At 73.6% G+C, this 23,308-nt stretch carries 22 protein-coding genes and 1 riboswitch; of the genes, 8 read left to right on the top strand and 14 right to left on the bottom strand.

The window, feature by feature from the left end:
- Window positions 1-181: 181 nt before the first annotated feature.
- Window positions 182-943, top strand: coding sequence for a VOC family protein (locus tag ACGF5C_RS08335; RefSeq protein WP_393298232.1), 762 nt, complete (start codon window positions 182-184; stop codon window positions 941-943).
- A gap of 77 nt (window positions 944-1,020) precedes the next feature.
- On the opposite strand, the gene ACGF5C_RS08340 is transcribed toward ACGF5C_RS08335, so the two are convergent.
- The 4 genes from ACGF5C_RS08340 to ACGF5C_RS08355 form a co-directional block, all read right to left on the bottom strand.
- Window positions 1,021-1,914 (bottom strand): ABC transporter ATP-binding protein, encoded by an 894-nt coding sequence (locus ACGF5C_RS08340; protein WP_393298235.1) that lies wholly within the window; start codon window positions 1,912-1,914, stop codon window positions 1,021-1,023.
- Window positions 1,911-3,014: a FecCD family ABC transporter permease gene (locus ACGF5C_RS08345; protein ID WP_393257432.1), complete on the bottom strand. Its 1,104-nt coding sequence runs from the start codon at window positions 3,012-3,014 to the stop codon at window positions 1,911-1,913. The genes ACGF5C_RS08340 and ACGF5C_RS08345 overlap by 4 nt, the downstream gene beginning before the upstream one ends.
- Before the next feature lie 13 nt (window positions 3,015-3,027).
- Window positions 3,028-3,966 (bottom strand): ABC transporter substrate-binding protein, encoded by a 939-nt coding sequence (locus tag ACGF5C_RS08350; protein ID WP_393298238.1) that lies wholly within the window; start codon window positions 3,964-3,966, stop codon window positions 3,028-3,030.
- Window positions 3,967-4,076: 110 nt separating this feature from the next.
- Window positions 4,077-4,159, bottom strand: a riboswitch (cobalamin riboswitch).
- 166 nt (window positions 4,160-4,325) lie between these two features.
- On the bottom strand, window positions 4,326-6,206 hold the full coding sequence (locus ACGF5C_RS08355) for a M14 family metallopeptidase (RefSeq protein ID WP_393298241.1): 1,881 nt from the start codon (window positions 6,204-6,206) through the stop codon (window positions 4,326-4,328).
- Between the two features lie 212 nt (window positions 6,207-6,418).
- On the opposite strand from ACGF5C_RS08355, the gene ACGF5C_RS08360 reads away from it, so the two are divergent.
- On the top strand, window positions 6,419-7,750 hold the full coding sequence (locus tag ACGF5C_RS08360; protein WP_393298244.1) for a peptidase C39 family protein: 1,332 nt from the start codon (window positions 6,419-6,421) through the stop codon (window positions 7,748-7,750).
- 87 nt (window positions 7,751-7,837) lie between these two features.
- On the opposite strand, the gene ACGF5C_RS08365 is transcribed toward ACGF5C_RS08360, so the two are convergent.
- The 3 genes from ACGF5C_RS08365 to mqnE are packed head-to-tail and all read right to left on the bottom strand — an operon-like array spanning window position 7,838 to window position 9,776.
- Complete coding sequence (locus ACGF5C_RS08365; protein ID WP_393298247.1) at window positions 7,838-8,113, bottom strand: DUF4229 domain-containing protein; 276 nt, start codon at window positions 8,111-8,113, stop codon at window positions 7,838-7,840.
- A gap of 47 nt (window positions 8,114-8,160) precedes the next feature.
- A complete protein-coding gene (locus ACGF5C_RS08370; RefSeq protein ID WP_393298250.1) occupies window positions 8,161-8,583 on the bottom strand; it encodes a hypothetical protein in 423 nt (140 codons plus the stop codon).
- 23 nt (window positions 8,584-8,606) lie between these two features.
- The gene (gene mqnE / locus ACGF5C_RS08375; RefSeq protein WP_393298253.1) at window positions 8,607-9,776 is read right to left on the bottom strand and encodes an aminofutalosine synthase MqnE; all 1,170 of its coding nucleotides are present in this window, start codon (window positions 9,774-9,776) and stop codon (window positions 8,607-8,609) included.
- 243 nt (window positions 9,777-10,019) lie between these two features.
- Here mqnE and ACGF5C_RS08380 point away from each other — a divergent pair, with 243 nt between their 5' ends.
- The 4 genes from ACGF5C_RS08380 (at window position 10,020) to ACGF5C_RS08395 (ending at window position 15,838) form a co-directional block, all read left to right on the top strand.
- Window positions 10,020-11,579 (top strand): NlpC/P60 family protein, encoded by a 1,560-nt coding sequence (locus ACGF5C_RS08380; RefSeq protein WP_393298256.1) that lies wholly within the window; start codon window positions 10,020-10,022, stop codon window positions 11,577-11,579.
- Between the two features lie 166 nt (window positions 11,580-11,745).
- Window positions 11,746-13,068 carry a hypothetical protein gene (locus ACGF5C_RS08385; RefSeq protein WP_393298259.1) on the top strand — a complete coding sequence of 441 codons (1,323 nt, stop codon included), beginning with the start codon at window positions 11,746-11,748 and terminating at the stop codon, window positions 13,066-13,068.
- A 199-nt stretch (window positions 13,069-13,267) separates the two neighbouring features.
- Entirely contained in the window at window positions 13,268-15,109 is a 1,842-nt protein-coding gene (locus ACGF5C_RS08390; protein ID WP_393298262.1) for a DEAD/DEAH box helicase, read from the top strand.
- A gap of 108 nt (window positions 15,110-15,217) precedes the next feature.
- Window positions 15,218-15,838 (top strand): putative glycolipid-binding domain-containing protein, encoded by a 621-nt coding sequence (locus tag ACGF5C_RS08395; RefSeq protein WP_393298419.1) that lies wholly within the window; start codon window positions 15,218-15,220, stop codon window positions 15,836-15,838.
- Window positions 15,839-15,886: 48 nt separating this feature from the next.
- Here the strand turns inward: ACGF5C_RS08395 and ACGF5C_RS08400 are convergent, their stop codons facing one another.
- Genes ACGF5C_RS08400 through ACGF5C_RS08410 form a run of 3 tightly spaced genes read right to left on the bottom strand, consistent with a single transcriptional unit; the run spans window position 15,887 to window position 17,626 of the window.
- The gene (locus ACGF5C_RS08400) at window positions 15,887-16,978 is read right to left on the bottom strand and encodes a PLP-dependent cysteine synthase family protein (RefSeq protein ID WP_393298265.1); all 1,092 of its coding nucleotides are present in this window, start codon (window positions 16,976-16,978) and stop codon (window positions 15,887-15,889) included.
- A gap of 22 nt (window positions 16,979-17,000) precedes the next feature.
- Entirely contained in the window at window positions 17,001-17,210 is a 210-nt protein-coding gene (locus ACGF5C_RS08405) for a hypothetical protein (protein ID WP_393298425.1), read from the bottom strand.
- Window positions 17,168-17,626 carry an Lrp/AsnC family transcriptional regulator gene (locus ACGF5C_RS08410; protein WP_393298268.1) on the bottom strand — a complete coding sequence of 153 codons (459 nt, stop codon included), beginning with the start codon at window positions 17,624-17,626 and terminating at the stop codon, window positions 17,168-17,170. Before ACGF5C_RS08410 ends, ACGF5C_RS08405 begins: the two co-directional genes overlap by 43 nt.
- Before the next feature lie 269 nt (window positions 17,627-17,895).
- Between ACGF5C_RS08410 and ACGF5C_RS08415 the strand changes: the two genes are divergently transcribed.
- On the top strand, window positions 17,896-18,162 hold the full coding sequence (locus ACGF5C_RS08415) for a BldC family transcriptional regulator (RefSeq protein WP_089002465.1): 267 nt from the start codon (window positions 17,896-17,898) through the stop codon (window positions 18,160-18,162).
- Window positions 18,163-18,226: 64 nt separating this feature from the next.
- Here ACGF5C_RS08415 and ACGF5C_RS08420 read toward each other — a convergent pair whose 3' ends face one another.
- A complete protein-coding gene (locus ACGF5C_RS08420; protein WP_393298271.1) occupies window positions 18,227-18,856 on the bottom strand; it encodes a UbiX family flavin prenyltransferase in 630 nt (209 codons plus the stop codon).
- A 192-nt stretch (window positions 18,857-19,048) separates the two neighbouring features.
- Here ACGF5C_RS08420 and ACGF5C_RS08425 point away from each other — a divergent pair, with 192 nt between their 5' ends.
- Window positions 19,049-20,032 carry a terpene synthase gene (locus ACGF5C_RS08425; protein ID WP_393298274.1) on the top strand — a complete coding sequence of 328 codons (984 nt, stop codon included), beginning with the start codon at window positions 19,049-19,051 and terminating at the stop codon, window positions 20,030-20,032.
- 84 nt (window positions 20,033-20,116) lie between these two features.
- On the opposite strand, the gene mqnP is transcribed toward ACGF5C_RS08425, so the two are convergent.
- From mqnP to ACGF5C_RS08440, 3 genes are all read right to left on the bottom strand, one after another.
- Window positions 20,117-21,031 carry a menaquinone biosynthesis prenyltransferase MqnP gene (gene mqnP, locus ACGF5C_RS08430; protein WP_363702710.1) on the bottom strand — a complete coding sequence of 305 codons (915 nt, stop codon included), beginning with the start codon at window positions 21,029-21,031 and terminating at the stop codon, window positions 20,117-20,119.
- The gene (locus ACGF5C_RS08435) at window positions 21,031-22,491 is read right to left on the bottom strand and encodes a menaquinone biosynthesis decarboxylase (protein WP_393298278.1); all 1,461 of its coding nucleotides are present in this window, start codon (window positions 22,489-22,491) and stop codon (window positions 21,031-21,033) included. Before ACGF5C_RS08435 ends, mqnP begins: the two co-directional genes overlap by 1 nt.
- 261 nt (window positions 22,492-22,752) lie before the next feature.
- Window positions 22,753-23,307, bottom strand: coding sequence for a carboxymuconolactone decarboxylase family protein (locus tag ACGF5C_RS08440; protein ID WP_393298281.1), 555 nt, complete (start codon window positions 23,305-23,307; stop codon window positions 22,753-22,755).
- Window position 23,308 lies beyond the last annotated feature (1 nt).

Consider the following 23,308-nt stretch of genomic DNA (forward strand, 5'->3'; position numbering starts at 1 on the left):
TGGGCATGCTCGTGGTCCGGGTGGTGCTGCTGACGGCGCTGGCCGCATGGGCGTGCCGGCGCGACGAGGGTCGACGGTTCAGCTGACGTTTCGTCCGATCCGCCCCGTGGCGCGGCGGGTCGGTGCCACGATGCCGGCAGGGGCGTGCCGTCGTGGTCGCCCCCCGCCGAGAGGGGTCCACGTGAGCACCGTCCCGCCGGGCACGCCCTGCTGGGCCGACCTCGCCACCCCCGGTCTCGACGACGCGCGAAGGTTCTACCCGGAGCTGTTCGGGTGGACGGGCCGGATAGACCCGGAGCCCGAGGCGGGCGGCTACACGGTCTTCCTGCTCGGCGGACGGGCGGTGGCGGGCGCGGGACCGCCGGCCATCCCCGACCAGGTGCCGATCTGGTCGACGTACCTGGCGACGGACGACGCGGACCTCGTGGCCGGCCGGGTCGAGCGGGCCGGCGGGCAGGTTGTGGTGCCGCCGTTCGAGGTGTTCGACCGGGGGCGGATGGCGGTCTTCACCGACCCGGCCGGGGCCGCCTTCAGCGTCTGGCAGCCGATGGCGATGCCCGGGGCCGAGGTGTTCGACACCCCGGGCGCGCTGACCTGGACCGAACTGGTCACCCCCGACCCGGACGGCGCCAAGGTCTTCTACGAGCTGGTCTTCGGCTGGCACCCGGACGACCAGCCGGCAGGCCCGATCACCTACACCGGCTGGCGGCTCGGCACCCGGATCGTGGCCGGCATGGTGCCGCCGCTGGGCGACGGGTTCCCGGCGGACACGCCCGCGTACTGGTCGGTGTACTTCGCGGTGGCCGACGCCGACGCGGCCGCCGCCCGCGCCGCCGAGTTGGGCGGCACGATCCTGGTCCCGCCCCAGGACGCCCCGGCGGGCCGCTTCGCCGCCCTCCGCGACCCCCACGGCGCCCTCTTCAACATCCTCACCCGCCCCTAACCCCACCCCGCCCCCCGCCCATGTTGATCATGAGGTTATTGCGGCGACACGCCGTCGGGGCGACAACAACTTCATGATCAACGGCAGGAGGCCGAGGGGCGGGGGCGGACGGGGACTACCAGGGGGCCGTGGTCGCCGTCGACGACGCGGACGGTGGCGCGGTACCAGGTGGCGAGGAGCTGCTCGGTCAGCACCTCGCGCGGGGTGCCGGCGGCGACCACCCTGCCGTCGGCGAGAAGCACCATGCGGTCGGCGTACTCGCCGGCTATCGAGAGGTCGTGCATGGTGGCGAGCACGGTCAGGCCGTGCTCGCGGCGGAGCCGGTCGACCAGCTCCAGCACCTCCTGCTGATGGCCGATGTCCAGGGCGCTGGTCGGCTCGTCCAGCAGCAGCAGGGTCGCGCCCTGGGCCAGCGCCCGGGCCAGGAAGACCCGCTGCCGCTCGCCGCCGGAGAGGGTGGCCAGCTCCCGGTCCCGGAAGCCGGTCAGGTCCAGCCCGTCGAGCACGTCGTACGCGGCGGCCAGGTCGGCGGCCGACTCCCGGCCCAGCGGCGGGATGTACGGGGTGCGGCCCAGCAGCACGTAGTCGAGCACCGACATGCCGGCCGGCACGACCGGGGACTGCGCCACGGTCGCCACCACCCGGGCCCGGTCGCGGCGGCGCAGCGCCTCGCTCGGCGTACCGAAGAGGTAGATGGCGCCCGGCGCGGGCAGCAGGCCGCCGACGGCGCGCAGCAGGGTCGACTTCCCGGCGCCGTTCGGGCCGATCACGGTGACCCACTCGCCCGGGGCGACGGTCAGGTCGACGCCGCCGAGGATCGGCGTGCCGTCGAGGCGGACGTGCAGGTCGCGGACCTCGACGGCGGGGACGGCGGGCCCGCTCGTCCGGTCACCGCCGCCCGCTGGCTGCGGGGCGGGCACCCGCGCCCCGCCGTCCGCGGGCCGCGCCGCCGGCGCACGTCGCGCGCTCATCCGAGCACCCGCCGGGAGGTGCGCAGGACCAGGACGAAGAACGGGCCGCCGAGCAGCGCGGTGACCACGCCGATCGGCACCTCCGCCGGGGCGGCGACGGTACGCGCGACCACGTCCGTCAGCGCCAGGAAGGCGCCGCCGAAGAGCAGCGAGAGCGGCAGGATCACCCGGTAGCTCGACCCGGCCAGCAGCCGTACGGTGTGCGGCACGATGATCCCGACGAAGCCGATCAGCCCGGAGGCGGAGACCGCGGCGGCGGTGCCGAGCGAGGCGGCGGCGATCAGCAGGTAGCGGGACCGCTGCGGGTGCAGCCCGAGGCCGGTCGCCTCGTCGTCGCCGACGGAGAGCACGTCCAGCTCCCGCCGGTGCAGCAGCACCACCAGGGCGGTGAGGAGGAAGTACGGCAGCACCAGCCGGACGTCGTGCCAGCCGGCGGTGGCGAGCCGCCCGAGCAGCCAGGAGTAGACCTGCTGGATGCTGTCGGAGTTGCGTTGCAGCAGGTAGGTCTGCCCGGCGGAGAGGAACGCGGAGACGGCCACCCCGGCCAGGATCAGCGTCGCCGTGGAGCGGGCGCGCCCGCCGGACGCCCCGAGCAGGTAGGTCATCGCCACCGCGCCGAGCGCGCCGACGAAGGCGGCCAGCGGGATGGTGAGCGGCAGCCCGGTGAGCGCGCCGCCCGCCCCCACCCCGAGGGTGATCACGGCGGTGACCGCCAACCCGGCCCCGGCCGCCACGCCGAGCAGGTACGGGTCGGCCAGCGGGTTGCGGAACACGCCCTGGTAGCAGCCGCCGGCCAGGGCGAGCAGCCCGCCGACCAGCAGGCCGAGCACCACCCGGGGCAGCCGCAGCTCGGTGACGATGGCGATCTCCCGCTCGGTCAGCCCGCTGTCGATGCGTACCCCGGGGACAAGGTTGAGCAGCTCGGCCGCGACGCTGCCCGGCGGCAGGCTGACCGGGCCGAGCGACACCCCGGCGACCAGGGCGACCAGCACGGCGGCGACGCCGGCCACGAGCCAGCGGGGCCGCAGCCCGGCGGGCCGGGACGCGGGGAGCGTCCCGGCCCGCCGGGTGGGTCGTGCCGTGTCGAGGGCCTTGGTCATCGACGGGCGCGGCTCACGCGGGCACCTTGGCGACCGCGTCGATGATGGCCCGGAGCAGGTCCACGACGCGGGGACCCCAGCGCGAGGCGACGTCGTCGTCGAGCGCGACGACCTGGTTGCCCTTGACCGCGGTGATGCCCGCCCAGCCGGCGCGCGCCTTGACCGTCTCCGCGCTCTGCTGGCAGCACTTGGTGTCGGCGAGGAAGACGAAGTCCGGGTCCGCCTTGACGATGACCTCCTGCGACAGCTGCGGGTAGCCGCCGTTCTTGCCGTCGGCGTCGGCCGGGTCGGCGATGTTCTCCAGGCCGGCCATGGCGTAGAGCGAGCCGATGAAGGTCTTGCTGGTGGCGGTGTACAGCTCCGGGCCGAGCTCGTGGTAGTAGGTCAGCTTCTCGGCGCGCTGCGGCAGGCCGGCGACCAGCTTGGCGATGTCGTCCTTCATCCGCTTGGTCACGTCGGCCGCCTCGCCCGCGTGGCCGGTGAGCGCGCCCAGCTCGGTGATCTGCCGGTACGAGTCGTCCAGCGTGGTCGCGGCCGGGGTGAGGTAGACCGGGATCTTCAGCGTCGTGAGCTGCTCGACGATCTTGTTGCGGTCGTCGGAGAGCACCACCAGGTCGGGGCTCTTGCCGGCGATCGCCTCGGCGTTCGGGGAGAAGCCGGAGAGGTCGGTCTTCGGCGCGTCCGGCGGGTAGTTGGAGTTGTCGTCGACGGCCGTGACCTGCGGGCCGGCCCCGATGGCATAGAGCATCTCGGTGGCCGACGGCGACAGCGACACGATCTTCTCGGGCCGCTTGTCGAGGGTGAGCTTGCCGACGGTGACCGGGTAGGCGGCCGCCGCGGAACTGCCGCCGCCGGTGGCGGGCGTGTCGGTGGTCTTCTCGGCGCAGGCCCCGAGGGCCAGCGCGGCCACCGCGAGGGTCGCGGCGAAGAACCGGGGGGTACGTCTGAGCATCTGTCCTCCTGTCGGTCGAGGAGCGTGGTGCTTCGCCGACAGGGACCCGTGCGCCCGTCCGCGAGGCGCCCTTCCTCGAGAGCGCGAGTCGCGACCACTGACGCAGGCGACCTGGCTCGTCCCCGCCGCGCCCGGCCTCGGCCGGGAGTGGTGGGGCATCACAGTTGCGGGACAGCGCCGGTTTCGCACCGGCTTCGCTGCTAGTGGTCGGTAGAACCGTAGCGCACGCCCCGGACGTGCCTCGTCGATCCAGGTCGCATCGGCGCTTGTTGATCTACAACAGCAGCGATATGCCCTGGATCGACGCGTGCTGGGGGGTGGTGGGGCCCCGCCGGGGGCGGGACGGGGCCCCACCGTGCTCAGGAACTCGTGATGGTGACGTTGTCCACAGCCGCCTCGACCAGGCTCGCGCCCGAGGCGTCCGCCGCCTCGACCAGGATCCGCACCGACTGGCCGGCGTACGGGGTGAGGTTGGCGTTCGCCACCGCCCAGGCGCCGTTGCGGTTGGTGGCCGCCCCGGACTGCGTGAACAGGGCCGTGGTGCCGCCGTTGTGCACCACGCTGACCCGGAAGTAGTCGGCCGACGAGGCGTTCGACCCGTGCGCCAGGTACCAGGCCAGCGAGAGCGTCAGCGTGCCCTCCGACGGCAGGGTCACGGCCGGCGACCGGGCGCTGGTCACGCCGCCGTCGATGTCGTAGTCGCCCGCCCCGGTGCCGGCCAGCCGGCCGGTGACCAGGTCGTTGCTCCCGTCGTACGGGGTGAGCTGCTTGGCGCCGCTGGAGGTGGTCGCCTGGGCGGCACCCCGCTCCCACACCCCGACGGTCGCGGTGTCGGCGCCGTTCGGGTTGGTGGTCCACCCGGTGGCCGTCTCGAAGGTGTCCGACCAGACCGTGGTGCCGCCGCCACCGCCGCAGTACTGCGCCTCCTTGCCGATGACCCGGTACGGGCAGTCGGCGTACTCGCTGATCAGCAGGACCGCCTCCCGGTTGCGCGAGGTCTGGGCGGGGATCACCTCGTCGGGCGGGTAGAAGCCGCCGCCGAGGGACGAGCCCGGGTACATCTCGAAGGTGTACGCCCAGATGCCGTGCTGCCCCCACATCCAGTCGATGCTGTCGCCGTCGGTGATGTAGAGGTCGCTGGACTGCTGCGGGGTGTAGCCGTTGGTGTTCGCCATCTGCTGACCGAGGGTGGCGAAGGTGTTGTACTGGTCGGCGCTCATGCCGGGAGCGGTGTTGTTGTACGTGTAGCCGAACGGCCAGAGCACCAGCTCCGAGTACGTGTGGAAGTCGATGTTGGCCTTGATCTGCTGCGTGCCGCCGACCACCCGGCTGTTGACGAAGTTGCGCAGCGCCGCGGTCTCCGGGGCGGAGAACGCCGACGGGCCCCGGTAGGTCTCCGACGAGGTCGAGCCGGACGAGCCGCCGCAGCAGCCCCACTGGTAGGACCAGTTGCGGTTCAGGTCGGTGCCCACGTACGACGAGCCGCTGTTCGGCTGCCGGTTCTTGCGCCAGGAGCGGTAGGAGCCGGTGGCGATGTCGTACTCGCTGCCGTCCGGGTTGACCGTCGGCACGATCCAGATCTCCCGGCCGTTCACGATGTTGGTGATCCGGGAGTCGGTGCCGTAGCTGTCGGTGAAGAGGTTGAGCAGGTAGATCGCCATCTCGACGGTCAGGTGCTCGCGGGCGTGCTGCTGCGAGTTGAACAGGATCTCCGGCTCGGCCTCGTCGGTGCCGACGTTGTCGGAGATCTTCACCGCCATCAGGTCGCGGCCCTCGTACGAGGAGCCGATGCTGATCTTCCGGGCGATCGAGGGATGGTCCGCGACCACCTGGTTGACCACGGCGGTCAGTTCCGCGTAGTCGTGGTAGTTGGAGTCGGCGGGCGGGAAGGCGGTCGTGCCGACGTCCCCCTCGGCGTGGCTGTGGCCGTCGGCCGACGGGGCCGGGACCGCCTCCAGCCGGAAGCCGAGCCGGGTGATCGCCGCCGCCTCGGCGGGGGTGGCCGAAACGTTCAGCACGCCGTGCTCGACGTAGTCGATGGCGGCGCCGGTGCCGGCGACCGCGGTGCGGTCGGCCACCGTACGCGGACCGAGCACCCGGTAGGACGACGCCGTCGGGGAGTCGGCGGCGCGATCGGGTGCGGGCCGGGCGGTGGCCGGCGCGGCGGCGACGGTGAGCAGGCCGAACCCGGCGGCGACAGCGAGCGCCAGGCGGCGGAGGGCGGGCTTGCGGAAGGCCATGGACAACCTCCTCGGGGGGCGGGAGAAGATCCCGCTCGGTGGAGGACACTCCACCATCGTCCACATGGTCATATCAACATTCATCGCTGCCTTGTTGCATGCCATCCTGATCCTCACACCGGCAAGGATTTTCCAACCGTCGACCTCTGGCGAAAGTTCCTTCCGAGCGGGACACTGACCGGCAACGATCCGCCCGTCTCTGCGGAGGACCCATGTCCAGACCACGCCTGCGCGCGGCCACCCTCGCGGCCGCCACCGCGCTCACCCTTCTCGGCACCGCGGCACCCGCCGTCGCCGCGCCCGTCGCCGCCACCGTCGTCCACGACGAGCAGATCACCTACCACGACTGGTCCGGCGAGACCGACTGGCGCTCCGGCACCGCCGCCGGCACCGTCGTCACCCCCGCCGGCCTCGCCCTCGGTACGCCGGTCGGCACCACCGAATACAAGGACCCGCACGACAAGACGAAGCGGACCTGGGCGTACGGGACCTGGACGTCCCCGGTCACCGCCGTCGGCTTCGATGCCACCGAACTCATCGCCTCCTGGAACGCGGACACCCCGGCCGGCACCTGGATCCAGGTCGAGTTGCAGGGCACCTACAGCACCGGCGACCAGACCCCCTGGTACGTGATGGGCCGCTGGGCGTCCGGCGACGCCGACATCAAGCGGACCAGCGTCGACAAGCAGGGCGACAAGTGGTCCAGCATCTGGACCGACACGTTCTCGATCAACGACGCCGCCGCCGGCGTGCTGCTTGAGGCGTACCAGTTGCGGCTGACCCTCCACCGCGACCCGGCCGCCACCGCCTCGCCGGTGGTGCGGATGCTCGGTGCGATGAGCTCGAACGTGCCCGACCGGTTCACCGTCGAGCCCAGCGCCGGCGGGATCGCCTGGGGCAGGGAACTCTCCGTCCCGCGCTACTCGCAGAACATCCACTCCGGCCACTACCCGGAGTACGACGGCGGCGGCCAGGCCTGGTGCTCCCCCACCTCCACCACGATGGTGATCGAGTACTGGGGCCGGAAGGCGTCCGAGGAGGACACCGCCTGGGTCGACCCGACCTACCCGGACCCGACGGTCAACCACGCCGCCCGGATGGTCTACGACTACCAGTACGACGGCGCCGGCAACTGGCCGTTCAACACCGCGTACGCCGCCAGCTTCCCCGGCCTGGAGGGCCGAGTGACGCGACTGCACTCGCTGGACGAGGTGGAGCACTTCATCGCCGCCGGCATCCCCGTCGTCACCAGCCAGTCCTTCCTCGCCAGCGAGCTGGACGGGGCGAACTACGGCACCTCGGGACACCTGTTCGTGGTGGTCGGCTTCACCGCCGACGGTGACGTGATCGTCAACGACCCGGCCTCGTCCAGCAACGACGTCGTGCGCAACGTCTACCCCCGCGAGCAGTTCGAGCAGATCTGGCTGCGCACCAAGCGGATCACCGCCAGCGGCGGAACGGCCGGCGGCCCCGGCGGCGTGGTCTACCTGATCAAGCCCACCGACGTCCCGTGGCCCCAGATCCCCGGCTCCACCAACTGGTGACCTGACCGCCCGACGCCACCGTTCGAGGGGTTCGCGTCCCCCGGGTCCGCCCCGGGACGCGGGCCCCTCGTCGCGTCCGGACGGCCGTCACTTCTGGACGGCCGGGCCCTCCGGGTCCTGGTCGTCGCCGGCGAGGGCGGAGCGGAGGCGCTCCTTCTCGGTGCGGCGCCGCTCGGCGGCCTCGGCCATCTCCACCGCCATCTCGTCCCGCCAGCCCTTGAGCAGGAAGAACGAGGCGGCGGCCGAGAAGGCCAGCGCCAGCATCAGCTTGACGAAGAGGTTCATGTCGACCAGCCAGAGGGCCGCCAGCACGGCGACGAACAGCCCGATCCGGCCCAGCGTGTACTTGACCGCCGCGCTCACGTTCCGCACTCCGTTCTCCGCCACCGGGGTGGCCCCCGGCGGAAGGTTCAGCCCGTCCGGCGGGCCAGCCAGTGGACGCCGTGGAACCAGACCACCGCGTACCCGAGGGTGAACGCCGCCGCGCCCAGCCCGCCGGAGACCAGCGGGGCGAGCCCGGCGGCCAGGCCGGCCACCACCAGCCCGGCGACCAGCCCCACCGCGCCCGCCACGAGCGCCGCCACCACCCGGGCCGCCCCGAACTCCCAGGCCCGGAAGTCGTCCCAGAACAGCCAGGCCGGCAGGATGACCGCCAGCCAGCCGTTGGCCCGGCCGAAGTCACCGCTGCCGATCAGCACGAACGCCCAGTCGAACAGCACCACCGCCAGCAGGCCGACGACCAGGCCGGCCATGCTCACCCCGAGCAGGTCGCCCAGGGTGAGGATGCGCCCCTCGGCGTCGCGCCGGGGGAACCCGCTCCGCTGCTCGGTCATGGCCTACGAGATTACGTGCCGACTCAGGCCCAGACCTGCTGCGGCTCGGCCCGACGCTCCGCCAGGGACGGGGCGGCATCGTACTCGCGGACCACCTCGTAGCGGGTGTTCCGCTCGACGGGGCGGAAGCCGGCGTCCCAGATCAGGTGCAGCAGGTCGTCCCGGTGCATCGTGTTCGGGGTGCCGTACGAGTCGGCGTCGTGGGTGATCTTGTATTCGACGACCGAGCCGTCCAGGTCGTCCACGCCGAAGTTGAGCGAGAGCTGGGCGACCGACAGGCCGTGCATCACCCAGAAGCACTTCACGTGCGGGACGTTGTCGAAGAGCAGCCGGGAGACCGCGAAGGTCTTCAGCGACTCGGCCGGCGAGGCCATCGTCGTCCGCTCCTGGATCCGGTTACGGATCTTGCCGTCCGCCGAGTCGACGAAGTCGTGCTGGTAGCGCAGCGGGATGAAGACCATGAAGCCGCCGGTCTCGTCCTGCAACTCGCGCAGCCGCAGCACGTGGTCGACCCGGTGCCGGGGCTCCTCGATGTGCCCGTAGAGCATGGTCGACGGCGTCTTCATGCCCTTGCTGTGCGCCAGGCGGTGGATCCGCGACCAGTCCTCCCAGTGGCAGGCGTGGTCGACGATGTGCTGGCGGACCTCCCAGTCGAAGATCTCCGCTCCGCCGCCGGTCAGCGACTCCAGGCCGGCGTCCATCAGCTCGTCGAGGATCTCGTCGGCGCTCAGGCCGCTGATCTTCTCGAACCACTGCACCTCGGTCGCGGTGAACGCCTTGAGCTTGACGTTCGGCAGCGCCGCCTTCAGCTCGCTCAGCACCTTCGGGTAGTAGCGCCACGGCAGCGTCGGGTGCAGGCCGTTGACGATGTGCAGCTCGGTGAGCTGCTCGTCCTCCATCTCCTTGGCCTTGCGGACCGCCTCGTCGATGCGCATCGTGTAGGCGTCCTTCTCGCCCGGCTTGCGCTGGAACGAGCAGTACGCGCACGAGGCGGAGCAGACGTTGGTCAGGTTGAGGTGCCGGTTGACGTTGAACATCACCCGGTCGCCGTTGAGCTCCGTACGCCTGTGGTGGGCCAGCCGCCCCAGCCAGGACAGGTCGTCGCTGTCGTAGAGGGCGATGCCGTCCTCGCGGGTCAGCCGCTCGCCGGCGTACACCTTCGCTTCGAGCTCACGCTTGAGTCCGGCGTCCATCGAAAGCCACGTCCCTTCCACCTGCGGTAGGAATCGAGCCTACGTCCACCTGCCGACGCCGCCGCAGCACGGTCGACCCCCGTGGGCCGATTCACCGAACTCTCAGCCTCCCGTTACCTCTCGACGCATCGACATGGCTGCGTGAGTGAGGTAAGACAGGATGGGACGTTCGCCACACACTGGTAGCGTCCTCACGGCCGCGTCCACCCTGGCGCGGCGACACCACGCCGGACGGGGAGCGGAATGGTCGACAGCGGGCGCGGGCGACGGCAGCGACGACGGAGCCCGGTGATCTCGCCGGTGCTGCGTCCGGCGCTCTGGTCCGCCCTGCTCGGAGCCGTCGCCGCCACGGTCCTCGCCAACCCGGTCCACGCCGACCCGGCGCTGCCCACCAGCGTCCCCGACACCGGCCTCCGGCCGGCCGTCACCGGTCAGCTCCAGCTCCCCGGCGGCGCGCCCGTCACCGGGGCGCCGGGCCTCGGCGGGGTGCCGGGCGCGCCGGCCGGCAACCTGATCGACGGCCCGCTCGCCACCCAGATCTACGCCGCCGAGGCCCAGGTCGGGCAGCTCCGCGACCAGTTGCTCGTGCTGCTGCAGAAGCGCACCGAGGCCGAGGGCCAGCGGGCCACCGCCGAACGCGACCTCGCACTCGCCCGGGAGGCGCTGGCCCGCGCCCAGGAGGGCGCCGACGCCGCCGCCGCGGGCGCGTTCAAGGCCGCCGCCGCCCTCCCGCCCGGCGAGTTCGCCAACGACCTGCACGAGCTGAGCCGGCTCTCCCGGATCATCCGCGGCGAGAAGGCCGAGGGCGGCACCACCGCCGCCGAGGGCGAGCTGTCCCGGGCCCGCACCGGCGAGCAGGCGGCCGGCCAGGCACTGATCTCGGCCGAGTCCCGGCTCAAGGGCGCCCAGACGGAATACGCCGCCGGCGAGAAGGCCCTGCGCGACGCCGAGGCGAAGCTGGCCAAGCTGCGCCGGGACAACGCCGCGCAGCTCATCGAGCTCGAGCGCCAGCAGGAGGCCCTCGACCAACAGCTCGGCGCCGGCTACGTCGGCAACGAGACGGCCAACGGCCTGGCCGCCCACCCCACGGCTCTGAAGGCCCTGGCGTACGCCAGGGCGCAGCTCGGCGACCCCTACCTGTGGGCGGCCGAGGGGCCGGACCGGTTCGACTGCTCCGGCCTGATCTACGCCGCCTACCGGTCGGCGGGCTACTACGGGCTGCCCCGGGTCTCCCGGGACCAGTACTACGCCACCCGGTCCCGCACCGTGTCCCGCAGCGCGCTGCTCCCCGGTGACCTGCTCTTCTTCGCCTCCGGCACGAGCTGGACGACGATCCACCACATGGGCATGTACGTCGGCGGCGGCAAGATGATCCACGCGCCGACCACCGGCGACGTCGTCAAGATCTCCACGGTGCGCTGGTCCCGGCTCTACGCCGCCACCCGGGTGATCGGGGCGGTGCCCGCGCCGACGAGCACCCCGTCGCCGTCGCCGTCGCAGACCAAGCCGCCGTCGCCGAAGCCGACGGGAAGCCCCAAGCCGACCCCGAAGCCCACCTCCCCGTCGCCGTCCCCGTCGACCTCGCCCTCGGCGACCCCCACCGGTTCGCCGTCGCCCACGACGTCGCCCAGCGCGTCGACCTCGCCGTCGCCGTCCCCGACCGGGTCGTCGCCGGCGGCGAGCCGCTCGGCCTCGTCGGAGCCGAGCGCCACGTCCGGCAGCGTGGCGCCGACCACGGCGGCGAGCAGCACCGACCCGGAGCGCAGCACGTCGGCCACCACCTCGGCCAGCACGGGTAGCTGACCGGGACGCGCCGGCTCCGCCCGGCGCTCCGATGCCGGTCGGCACGGGCCACGGGCCCGGAACGCACTCCGGCTGTGCCGCCGGGCCGGAATGTGGCACCGTGACAGTCAGGCACGCCCGGTCCGACGTCGCGGATCCGGGCGCGAGCGCGGCGCGGAGGGCGAGCATGGCCGAGCAAGAGGTTCCGGCGCAGCCGGTCGACCACGGATCCACGCCCGATCGGAGCCGCGCTGAGGCCTTGGCGCCCACCGGCGGGTCCATCGCGACCTCGGCCGACGGCAGCCCGGCGTCGGGCACCGGCTCCGCGGGCACGTCGGGGCCGCCGGCGGAGCCGCCCGCCGACGACGTACGCCGACAGCCCGCCCGGGGCCGGGTGAGCGTGGCCACCGCGGCCGCGCCCGGCGAGGGCGACGCGGCACCGTCGGCCCGCCCGACCGCCGCCACCACCTACCGGGCCACCGGTGCGGCCGCTCCGGCCGGCGCGCCGGTCCCCGAGCAGCGGGCCGCGGCGGCCCGGGCCAGCGCCGCCGTGCCCGGGATGCGCCGGGTCTCCGCCGACGAGGCCTCGGCCATCCGGTCGCGCACGGGCGAGGCGAGGGTCTACCGGGCGGCGCCGGTCAACCCGGAGCCGCCGGAGCCCGCCCAGCCGCCGGAACCGGCGCAGCCGCCCAAGCCGCCGGTGCCGGAGCCCGAGCCGGCGCCGGCCCCCGTGCCGCCGGTGCCCGGCCCGAACCCGCCGTCCCCGAACCCGCCGGTCCCGACCCCGACCCCGCCGATCCCGACCCCGCCGATCCCCGTCCCGGCGCCGCCCCGGCCGGGGCCCACCCCACCGGGCCCGGTGCCGCCCGTGCCGGGTCCGCCGACGCCGCCGCCCGGGCCGCCGGTGCCCGCCCCGCCGCCACCGCCCGGCCCGATGCCGGCGCCGCCGTTCCCGCCGCCGCCCGCCACGGCCACCGCGCCCGTCCCGGCCCCGCCGGCAACGCCCGCGAGCCCGCCGGCGTCCCCGGTCCCGTCTGTCTCCGCACCGCCGGCCTCCGCACCACCGGCCCCCACGCGGTCGTTCACCACGCCGTCGGTCTCCCCGCCGCTGCTCTCCACCCCGCCGGCGTCCGCGCCGCCGTTCGCCGCGCCGCAGGCCCCCGCCCCGCCGACATCCCCGCCGTCGGTCTCCGTGCCGCCCGCGCCCCGACCTGCGGGGCGCTTCGACGGCCAGACCGACCTGGGCACGATCTACGGCGCCGGCTCGGAAGGCCCGGGCTTCGCCACCGTCTCCTTCCCGACCAACCCGCTGGAGAACTCCGGCTCGTTGACCGGGCACATCCTGGCCCAGGGCTGGACGGAGACCCCCACAGAGGAGCGGTCCAGCACGGCCAGGGTCATGATCGTCCTGGCCGCCTCGCTGGGTCTGCTCGTGGCGATCAGCGTGCTGGTCGTCCTGCTGGCCACCGACACCGTGGGCGGTCTGGTGGGTGGCGTCCTGACCAAGTGAGCCGCCCGGCGACGACCATGGTGAGCCCGCCCACTACCGATCCGTGGTGCGGTGGCGGGTTCGCCGCTCCGCCGTACACTGGTGGAGATCACTGACCCGGCGCGCGTCGTGCGCGCCCATGGGCGATCTTGCGGGCGATTCGGCGGCGTTCAGCTGCGGCAGGCCAACGCGAAGATGCGCCCCGCTCGAAAGGCATTTCTTGACCGCGTTTGCTGAACCCAGCACGTTTCCGCCCGCCCTCGACACCGCCGCCGACGCGCAGGCCCTCGTCGAGCGGGACGCCACCCCGCAGGACTCCGCCGCACCGGTGACGGCCGAGGCCACCGACTTCGCCGCGCTGGGGCTGCCCCAGCCGCTGGTCCGCGCGCTCGCCCGGCAGGGCATCACCGCCCCGTTCGAGATCCAGCGCGCCACCATGCCGGACGCGCTCGCCGGCCGGGACGTCCTCGGTCGGGGCCAGACCGGCTCCGGCAAGACCCTGGCCTTCGGCCTGCCGCTGCTGGCCCGGGTGGCCGACGGCGAGCGGGCCCGGCCGCTGCGCCCGCGGGCCCTGGTCCTGGTGCCGACCCGCGAGCTCGCCATGCAGGTCAACGACGCGCTGCTACCGCTCGGCAAGGCCGTCGGCGTGTTCCTGAAGACCGCCGTCGGCGGCGTGCCGTACGACCGGCAGATCGACGCCCTGCGGCGCGGCGTGGAGATCGTCGTGGCCACCCCGGGCCGGCTGGGCGACCTGATCGCCCGGGGCGTGTGCCACCTGGACGACGTGGAGATCACCGTCCTCGACGAGGCCGACCAGATGGCCGACATGGGCTTCCTGCCCGAGGTCACCGAGCTGCTGGCGAAGACGCCGGCGGGCACCCAGCGGCTGCTCTTCTCGGCCACTCTAGACGGTGACGTCGACGCGCTGGTGAAGCGGTTCATGACCGACCCGGTGACCCACTCGACCGCCCCGTCCACCGCATCGGTGTCCACCATGGACCACCACATGCTGCTGATCCCACCGCACGACAAGTTCCCGGTGGCGGCGTCCATCGCGGCCCGGGACGGGCGGACCATGGTCTTCGCCCGCACCCAGCTCGGCGTCGACCGGCTGGTCGAGCAGCTCGCCGCCGTGGGCGTACGCGCGGGTGGCCTGCACGGCGGCAAGACGCAGCGGATGCGTACCCGCACGCTGGCCGAGTTCCGTGAGGGTCGGATGAACGTCCTGGTCGCCACGGACGTGGCGGCCCGGGGCATCCACGTGGACGGCGTCTCGCTGGTGCTGCACGTCGACCCGCCGAAGGACCCGAAGGACTACCTGCACCGCGCGGGGCGTACCGCTCGGGCCGGGGAGTCGGGCGCGGTCGCCACGCTGGTGCTGCCGAAGCAGCGCCGGACGACCCTCGCCATGCTGGAGAAGGCCGGCGTGGCGCCGGCCGAGACCCGGGTGCGCGCCGGCGACCCGGCGCTCGCCGAGCTGACCGGCGCCCGCGAGCCGAGCGGCGTCCCGGTCCGCAACGAGCCCGAGGAGCCGCGCCGGCACGGCGACCGGCCGGGCGGCCCGCGCCGCTTCGGCGACCGCGACGCCCGGGGCGAGCGCCGCTACGGCGACCGGCCCACCGAGGGACGCGGCTACGGCGAGCGGGGCTTCGCGGACCGGGGCGAGCGGCGCTACGGCGACCGGCCGCACGGCGAGCGCGGCTACGGCGACCGGGACGGGCGCGGCGAGCGCCGCTACGGCGACCGGCCGCAGGGTGACCGCCGGGGCTACGGCGACCGCCCCCAGGGCGAGCGCCGCTACGGCGACCGGCCCACGGAGGGGCGCGGCTACGGCGACCGGCCGCAGGGCGAGCGCGGCTACGGCGACCGGCCGCAGGGCGAGCGCCGCTACGGCGACCGGCCCACCGAGGGACGCGGCTACGGCGAGCGGGGCTTCGCGGACCGGGGCGAGCGGCGCTTCGGCGACCGGGGCGGCTTCCGGCCCGAGGGCCGGGGTCGCGACGACCGGCCGCGCGACGAGCGGCGGGGCTTCGGCGGGCGACCGCCGGCGCGTACCCACTGATCACGAGCACCGACCGGAACGCCGTCGCGGAGCCCACGCTCCACGGCGGCGTTTCCGCATCCGCTGCCGGTGCCGGTCGCGTCGCGTAACGTCCGGCTCATGCCGACCATGCCGAAGTCGCTCTTCTGGACCCGGACGGACACCGCCGGCACGGAGCACGCGCTGTTCGACGACGGCCGGGGGCTGACCGCTCGGGGCACGCTCACGGCCGTCGACCCGGTCCCGTACACCTGTCGCTACCAGCTCACCACCGACCCGGGGTGGGTGACGGCCCGGGCCGAGGTCGAGGTGGAGGGCTCCGGGTGGCTGCGGAGCGTACGCCTGGAACGGGCCGGCGACCGGTGGCGGGTGACCACCGGCGAGCAGGGCGACCTGGACGCGGCGCTGCGGGCCGCCGGCCATCCGCCCGCCGGGCTGCCCGGCACGGACGACCCGGACCGGCTGGCCGAGGCGCTGGACGTCGACCTCGGCGGTTCGCCGCTGTTCAATGCCCTGCCGGTGCACCGTCTCGGGTTGCCCCGCGCGCCGGCCGACACGCCGCACCGGGTCGCCGTCGCCTGGGTGCTGGTGCCCAGCCTGATGGTGGTGCCCGCCGAGCAGGTCTACACGCCGCTCGGCCCCGGCCGGGTCCGCTTCACCAGCGACACGTTCACCGCCGACATCGACCTCGACGCCGACGGCTACGTGGTGCGCTACCCGGGGCTGGCCGAGCGCGTCGACCCGCGCTGACCGCCCGGCCCCGGGCCGGAGTCGACCAGCCGGACGTGCCGCCGCGGGTCAGGCCGGCCAGGCGCCGTCGGCGAGGAAGCACTCGATCGTCGCCAGGTGCGGGCCCAGGTCGAGCCCCTGGGCGGCCACCCAGTCGTCCGCGTAGTAGGTGTCGGCGTAGCGGTCGCCGGCGTCGCAGATCAGGGTGACCACCGAGCCGCTGCGTCCCTCGGCGAGCATCTCCGCGATCAGCCCGAAGGCGCCCCACAGGTTCGTGCCGGTCGAGCCGCCCACCCGGCGGCCGAGCACGGCCGAGCCGGCCCGCATGGCGGCCAGCGAGGCGGCGTCGGGCACCTGGACCATCCGGTCCACCACCGAGGGCAGGAACGACGCCTCCACGGTCGGCCGGCCGATCCCCTCGATCCGCGAGCCGCGCCCGGTGCGGACCGACCAGTCGGCCGCCTGCCAGGCGGGATAGAACGCGGAGTTCTCCGGGTCGACCACGCAGAGCTTGGTGGGCAGCCGCCGGTAGCGGGCGTACCGGCCGATGGTGGCGCTGGTGCCGCCGGTGCCGGCGCCCACCACGATCCACGTCGGCACGGGGTGCCGTTCCAGGGCGAGCTGCGCGTAGATCGACTCGGCGATGTTGTTGTTGCCCCGCCAGTCGGTGGCCCGCTCGGCGAAGGTGAACTGGTCCATGAAGCGCCCGCCGGAGTCCTCCGCCAGCCAGCGGGCCTCGACGACCACCTTGGCCGGGTCGTCGACGAGGTGGCAGCGGCCGCCCTGGAACTCGATCTGGGCGATCTTCTCCGGCGAGGTGGAGGCCGGCATCACCGCGATGAACGGCAGCCCCAGCATCCGCGCGAAGTACGCCTCCGAGACCGCCGTCGAGCCGGAGGACGCCTCGACGATCGTGGTGTCCGGACCGATCCAGCCGTTGCACAGCCCGTAGAGGAAGAGCGAGCGGGCCAGCCGGTGCTTGAGGGAGCCGGTGGGGTGCACCGACTCGTCCTTCAGGTAGAGGTCGATCCCCCACGCCCTGGGCAGCGGGAACGGCAGCAGGTGGGTGTCGGCGGACCGGTTGGCGTCCGCCTCGACGGTGGCGATCGCATGGGTCACCCAGCGCCGGCTGGCCTCGTCGCACCGGTCGAGATGAGTCACGTCCGAAACCTAGCAAGCCCGCTCAGCGCGGCTCGGCTCCGGCCCGGCGGTGCTGGCGGCGCTGACCCGTCCGGCCGGCCGCGAGGATCAGCGGGGCGAGCCGCACGGCCGGGCCGGGCAGCGCGTCGAGCAGCCGGACCTGCGCGCCGCGCCAGCGCGGCACGCTGACCACTACCCGCGCCGCGGTGGTCAGGTGGTGGGCGCCACCGGGGGCTGCGGGCGGTTCTCCCACTTGGTGGAGAGGGCGATGCCGGTCCGGGTCGAGGCGACGCCGGGGGTCCGGTTCAGCCGCACGATCAGCCGCTCCAGCTCCGCGATGGTGCCGACCCTGGCCTTGAGCAGGAACGACTCGACGCCGGCCATGAAGTAGCAGGACTCGATCTCGGGCATCTGCCGGAACGCCTCGAGCACGTCGTCGGTGTCGGCGCCGGAGTCCTGGATGATTCCGATGAGCGCGGTCACGGCGAAGCCGATCGACTCGGGCTCCACCTCCGCCCGGTACGCCCGGATCACGCCGCCGGACTCCAGCTTGCCGACCCGTTCGTGCACGGCCGGCGCGGAGAGGCCCACCTGCCGGGCCAGCTCGGCGTAGGACAGGCGGGCGTTGCCGCGCAGCAGTTCCACGAGGCTCAGGTCGATGGCGTCCACGGACTGTAGACATTAGCGGTCCGGGCGTAACGTCGGGCATTCGGAGCGCGTTGAACATGACAGGGTGTAGTCGTTCGAAAACTCACAGTCAAGGGAGTCGTCCGCAGGTAATATTTCCTAACTTCCCACTCAGTGCGTTTTTCGCGTTTGGCGGACAGGCCAGGTCGCTGGTGCTGTAATTGCCATACGTCCCTCATGACGGCTCTGGGCTCGCACCGGCCGGGGGCAGTGTGTTCAGCCGGGGGCTTCGTCGACGCGAGGAGGGGGCTGTGGACACTGGAGATCGCCTGCTGACACCGGGTGAAGTTGCCGCGTTGTTTCGGGTTGACCCGAAGACTGTGACGCGATGGGCGGCGGCGGGCCGGATAGGCAGCATCCGGACTCCAGGCGGGCACCGCCGGTTTCGGGAATCCGAGGTGCGGGCCCTGCTTGAGGGTGAGGGCATGTTGGACGAGGCGGAGGACGTCGGCAAACCGCGTAACGCGGGCCCGGCCGCCTCGACCGGCCCGGGCCCGGCCAACGCGGGAATGTACTGACCGGTGCGGACCGGCGCGGACCGGACACCGACTCCGGTCCGCGGCCCTGTGAACCCGGCCGGGCTCAGCCCCGCGCCGCGCCCAACTCACCAGACCAGCGGCGGAACAGGTCGTGCGGTACGCCGAGGGCGTCCAGCACCTTGCCGGCGACGAAGTCGACGAGCTGCTGGGCGGAGGCCGCCGCCCCCGCACCGTAGAAGCCGGGGCTGGCCGGCAGCACCACCGCCCCGGCGTCGTGCAGGGCGATCAGGTGCTCCAGGTGGCTGCGGGTCACCGGCGTCTCCCGGGGCACCACCACCACCGGCCGGCGCTCCTTGAGGTTCACCTCGGCGGCGCGCTGGAGCAGATCCTTGGAGAGCCCGATGGCGATGCCGGCGCAGGCCGCCGTGCTCGCCGGGACCACCGCCATCCCGCGTACCCGGTAGGAGCCGCTGCTCGGGCCGGCCGCCAGGTCGCCGGCGGGCCAGTGCCGCACGTCGGCGCCCGCGAGGTCCCGGCCCAGCCAGGTGGCCAGGTCCTCCGCCCAGTGCGCGTCCCGGAACGGGCGGCCGGTCTCGTCCAGGACCGTCAGCCGGGCGGCCCGGGAGACGATCAGGTCCACCGGCTCCCCGGCGTCGATCAGCGCCCGCACGACGGCCGCCGCGTACGGCGTTCCGGACGCCCCGGAGATCCCGACCACCCATGGTTCCCGCATGCCACCAGCCTGCCTGGTCGCTCGCCGGCGCCGTCGGGCACCCCCGGCCCGGCGCCCGCCCGGTATACCCGCCTGCGAGGTGGTTTGTCCCCGACGAGCGCGATGTCGGCAGGGATCGCGGGCACCCCGGCAACCTGACATGCTGCCGGGGCGATTCGCACGGACGCAGATCGCACGCGGGAGGAATCGGTGATGACCGACGAGATCCTCTGGTCGCTACGGTCGGAGTGCCCCATCCCGCCCCGGCTCTCGCCGCACGCCGACCGGGTGCAGGGCTGGCTGGCCGACGACCTGCTGCCGGGCCTCGGCCTGCCGGCCGACGACGCGACGACGCAACAGCTGGCCCGCGCCGGCGTCGCCCGGTACGCCGGCCGCCTCTACCCGGACGCCACGGAGCCCGACCTGCGGGTGTTGGCCGCGCTGTTCACCTGGTTCTTCCTGGTCGACGACGCGTGCGACGGGCCGGGCCGGCTCGGCACGGACGAGATCCGGGCGCTGCGCGCCGGCGCGCTGACCCTGCTGCGTGAGGGCCCCCGGATCCGGCACGCCGGACTCACCGGGCCGCTGCGGCGGCTGCTGGTGCGCGCGTGGCGGGAGCCGCGCCGCCGGATGCCGGCCCGCTGGCGGCTGCGCTTCGCCGAGGCAGTCGCCGACCACCTCGACGGCACGTGGCGGGAGGCGGTCAACAAGTCGGCCGGACGCCACCCCGGCGTCGACGAGTACGTCGAGCTGCGACGCGCCACCTCCGCCACGTACGTGTCGTACCCGCTGGTGGAGTTCGTCACCGGGCGTCCGCTGCCCGACGCGGTGCACCACCACCCGCTGCTGCGCCGGGCCGCCGCCACCGGGAACGACATGGTCTCCTGGTACAACGACCTGGCCTCGCTGGAGCGCGACCGGGCCACCTCGGGTGGGCACAACCTGGTGCTGGCGACCGCCGCCGAGCACGGGGTGCCGGTGGAGACCGCGGTCGCGCTGACCGCCGAGCGGTGGCGGGCGTCGATGCGGCGCTTCGTCGAGCTGCGGGCGGCGGTGCCGTCGTTCGGGCCGGCGCTGGACGAGGCGGTCACCGACCACCTCGACGGGGTGGCCAACGCCGTCCGGGCGACCGTCGACTGGACGCTGGAGAGCGATCGCTACCCGGGCTCCCGCCCCGAGCCCGCCGCCCTCCGCTGACCCTCGCCGCCCTGCACCGACCCCACACGCCGGCGCCGCCCTCCGGCGAGCCCGCCCACCGAGGGGGCGCTGCGGCCGGCGTGGTCAGGGGCGCAGGTCGAGGCGGATCACCAGGTCGAGCAGGGCGAAGACGAACAGCGCGATGCCGACGAAGCCGTTGGCGGTGAAGAAGGCCCGATTGACCTTGCTCAGGTCGGTCGGGGTGACGACCACGTGCTGGTAGCCGAACGCGAGCGCGGTCAGCGCCAGCCCGATCCACCAGGGCCAGCCGAAGCCGACCAGCGCCCCGAACCAGATGAAGAGCGCGAAGGTCACCACGTGCGCCACGGTCGAGGCGTGCAGGGCGAAGCGCCGGCCGTACCGGGCGGGCACGCTGTGCACCCCGATCTCCCGGTCGATCTCGGAGTCCTGGCAGGCGTAGATGAGGTCGAAGCCGCCGATCCAGAGCCCGACGGCCGCGCCGAGCAGCCAGGCGGGCCACGAGCCGTCGAGGGTGCCGGTGACCCCCAGCCACGCGCCGACCGGGCCCACCGCCTGGGCGACCCCCAGGATGGCGTGCGGCCAGTTGGTGAACCGCTTGCCGTACGGGTAGACCACCAGCGGCACCACGGCGAGCGGCGCGAGCACCAGGCAGAGCGGGTTGAGCAGGGCGGCGGCGGCGAGGAAGACCACGAGCGCGACCGCCGCGCCGGTCCAGGCCGTCCGCACGCTGACCGCCCCGGTGACCAGCTCCCGGGAGGCGGTACGCGGGTTCCGCGCGTCGATCCGCCGGTCCAGGATCCGGTTGGCCGCCATGGCGAACGTCCGCGCGCCCACCATCGCCACGGTGATCAGGAGCAGGTCCCCCCACCGCACCCGCCCCCCGTGAACCTGCATGGCGGTCAACGCCGACAGGTACGCGAACGGCAGCGCGAACACGGAGTGCTCGATCGCCACGAGCTTGAGGAAGGACTTGACCCGGCCGGGACGCTCCACCGGCTCGGCGACGGCGGTGGCCATCAGATGCCGTACTCCTTCCAGCGCTTGTCCACCAGGGAGACGACCTCGGGGGCCATCGTCATCTCCTCCGGCCAGCCCCGGGTGTAGCCCTCGCTGGGCAGCTTGCGGGTCGCGTCGACGCCCGCCTTGCCGCCCCAGAACTGCTGGTACGACGCGTGGTCCAGGTGGTCCACCGGGCCCTCGGTGAGCAGCAGGTCGCGGGCGTAGTCGACGTTGCCGAAGGCGCGGAAGGCGACCTCGTTGTAGTCGTGCACGTCGCAGTCCTCGTCGACGATCACGATCAGCTTGGTCAGCGACATCATGTGCGCACCCCAGATCGCGTTCATGACCTTCTGGGCGTGCTTCGGGTAGCGCTTGCGGATCGACACGATCGCGCAGTTGTGGAAGACCCCGGCGGCCGGCAGGTCGTAGTCGACGATGTCCGGGATCAGGAAGCGCAGCAGCGGCGCGAAGATCCGCTCGGTGGCCTTGCCGAGGCCGTGGTCCTCCTGCGGCGGTTGCGACGTGACGATCGAGTGGTAGACCGGGTCGCGCTGCATGGTCATGCACTCGATGTGCATCACCGGGAAGGGCTCCACCGGCGTGTAGAAACCGGTGTGGTCGCCGAACGGTCCCTCCGGGAGCCGCTCGCCCGGCTCGATGTAGCCCTCCAGGACGACCTGCGCGTGCGCCGGCACCTGCAACGGGACCGTCAGGCAGTCCGTCATCTCGACCCGCTCGCCGCGCAGGTACCCGGCGAACAGGTACTCGTCGATGTCGGCGGGGAGTGGCGCGCTGGCCGAGTAGGCGACCGCAGGATCGGCGCCGATGGCGATCGCCACCGGCAGCCGCTGCCCGAGCCGCTCGGCGACCGCGTGGTGCGCCGTGGAGTTCTTGTGGATCTGCCAGTGCATGCCGATGCTGTTCCGCGAGTGCTGCTGCAAGCGGTACAGCCCCAGGTTGCGCTTGCCGGTCTCCGGGTGCTTGGTGTGCGTCAGCCCGAAGTTGTGGAAGATCCCGCCGTCACCCGGCCAGACCTGCAGCCCTGGCAGCCGGTTCAGGTCGACGTCGTCGCCACGGTAGACCACCTGCTGGCAGGGGGCGGTCTTGACCTTCTTCGGCGGCATCGACTTGAGCTGCATGACCTTGCCGAGGCCGTCCATCATCCCGGAGAGGCCCATCGGCAACTCCGGCTTGAGCATGTTGCCGATCCGCTCGCCGATCTCGTCGAGCCGTTCGACGCCGAGCGCCATCGCCATCCGCTTCTCGGTGCCGAAGAGGTTGATCGCCACTGGCATCTCGCCCCGGGTCGGCCGCTCGAAGAGCAGCGCCGGGCCGTCCGCGCGGACCGTCCGGGTCACGATCTCGCTGATCTCCAGGGTGGGATCGACGGGGACACTCACCCGCCGTAGCTCGCCCGCGCGCTCCAGCGCCGCGAGGAAGTCCTTGAGATCGTTGTACGGGAAGCCACGAGCCGCCATGCCTGCCAGTCTCCCGCACCGGTAACCCGGCCGCCCCAGCCGGGTCGGGTGATGTCGACTGCCCCGTGTGCGTTCCGCCACACCGACCACCCGGCGGGGACGGATCCGTCGGTGCCGGGCGGCAGCATGCGTGGTCGGTGCAGGAGCGTGAAGGGGAGCCGGCATGTTCGACGCCCCTGGTCGGCGAGTGGCTCGACCGGGTCGCCGCCGAACGCTGAGCCGTTCCGCCGCCCGCGGCCGGGCCGGCCGGTCCCGCCGCGGTCAGCCGGCGGGCGTCCAGGCGTACCCGGCCAGCGGCGGGTCGACCGGCGCGCCGGTGAGCCGGTTGGCGAAGGTGGAGATGGTGTAGACGCCGACGCCGAGCACCACGTCCAGGGCCTGCCGCGGCTGGTGACCGGCGGCGAGGAAGGCGCGGGTCAGCTCGTCCGGGACGTCGCCCCGGTGCTCCAGCACCGCCAGGGTGAAGCGGCGCAGCGCCTCGAGCCGGTCGTCGGGCAGTGGCGTACCGGCGCGCAGCGCGTCGACCAGTTCGGCGTCGGCGCCGAGCCGGGTCAGCATGGCGGTGTGCAGGGCCACACAGACGTGGCACTCGTTGCGGGTGGCGACCGTCAGCACGACCACCTCCCGCTGCACCGGGTCGAGGCTGCCGGCCTCGAAACCGGCGTTGGCGGTGAGGAAGGTGGTGAGCAGCGCGGGGGACTCGGCCATCAGGGCGACCGCGGCGGGCAGGTAGCCGAACTTCCGGCTCACCGCTGCCAGGGTGGGCCGGGCGGCGTCGGGAGCGGTGTCGGCAGTGTGCGGGGTGAAGACGGGCATG

The sequence above is a fragment of the Micromonospora sp. NPDC047620 genome, assembly GCF_043205005.1.
GTDB lineage: Bacteria > Actinomycetota > Actinomycetes > Mycobacteriales > Micromonosporaceae > Micromonospora.